The 557-nt window shown below is 68.0% G+C and carries 1 protein-coding gene; it reads right to left on the bottom strand.

Annotated features, from left to right (window positions below; genetic code table 11):
- Nucleotides 1–66 precede the first annotated feature (66 nt).
- Nucleotides 67–557 (bottom strand): HNH endonuclease signature motif containing protein (locus ACYVD1_RS34830; protein ID WP_460778735.1); only part of this gene is annotated, 491 nt, incomplete at its 5' end.

Below are 557 nucleotides of genomic sequence, written 5' to 3'. Positions count from 1 at the left end.
ACTGTGGGCAGCGCGAAACACCGGAGCGGGTTGGGGTGGGGTGTGTGGTGAACCCCCTAGTTGGAGTCAAAAACGAGGGTGACCGTGACTCCAGGAAGGGGGTTGGGCTGGCTCCGGGTCCCCGTCCGAGTCCTCCCCCTTGTTCTTGTTGCCCCGGTTGCGGTGGGAAGGGCGGCCCTGCCAGATGGAGGCCTCGGGGTTGGTCTCCCTCCGGTACTTCAACCGGTTGTGGTCCGAGCACAGGGGCTGAATGTTGTCCGCGCTCGTGGACCCGCCGGCCGAGAAGCTGATCTTGTGGTCGGCCTCTGAGCCGCTGGCCGGGAAGTTGCAGCCCTGGTACCAGGCGCAGGTGGTGTGGCCGAACATCCCCGCATCCCGAAGAGCACCCGTGGCGTCGCGCTGGGTGCGGCCCACGTCCAACACCCGGTCGCCCTTGGGGGAGGTGATCATCCGACGCAGCACACTGTTGGGGGCCAGGGCACGGACCGCGGCCATGGAGACCACCTGCCCATCCTGCGTCACCGCCGGGCCAGCAGCTTTGCCGTCGCCCTCGGCCT

This window comes from Nocardiopsis nanhaiensis (assembly GCF_054778635.1).
Note: the sequence above shows the minus strand (reverse complement) of the source record. Positions and strands in the feature narration are given on the sequence as shown.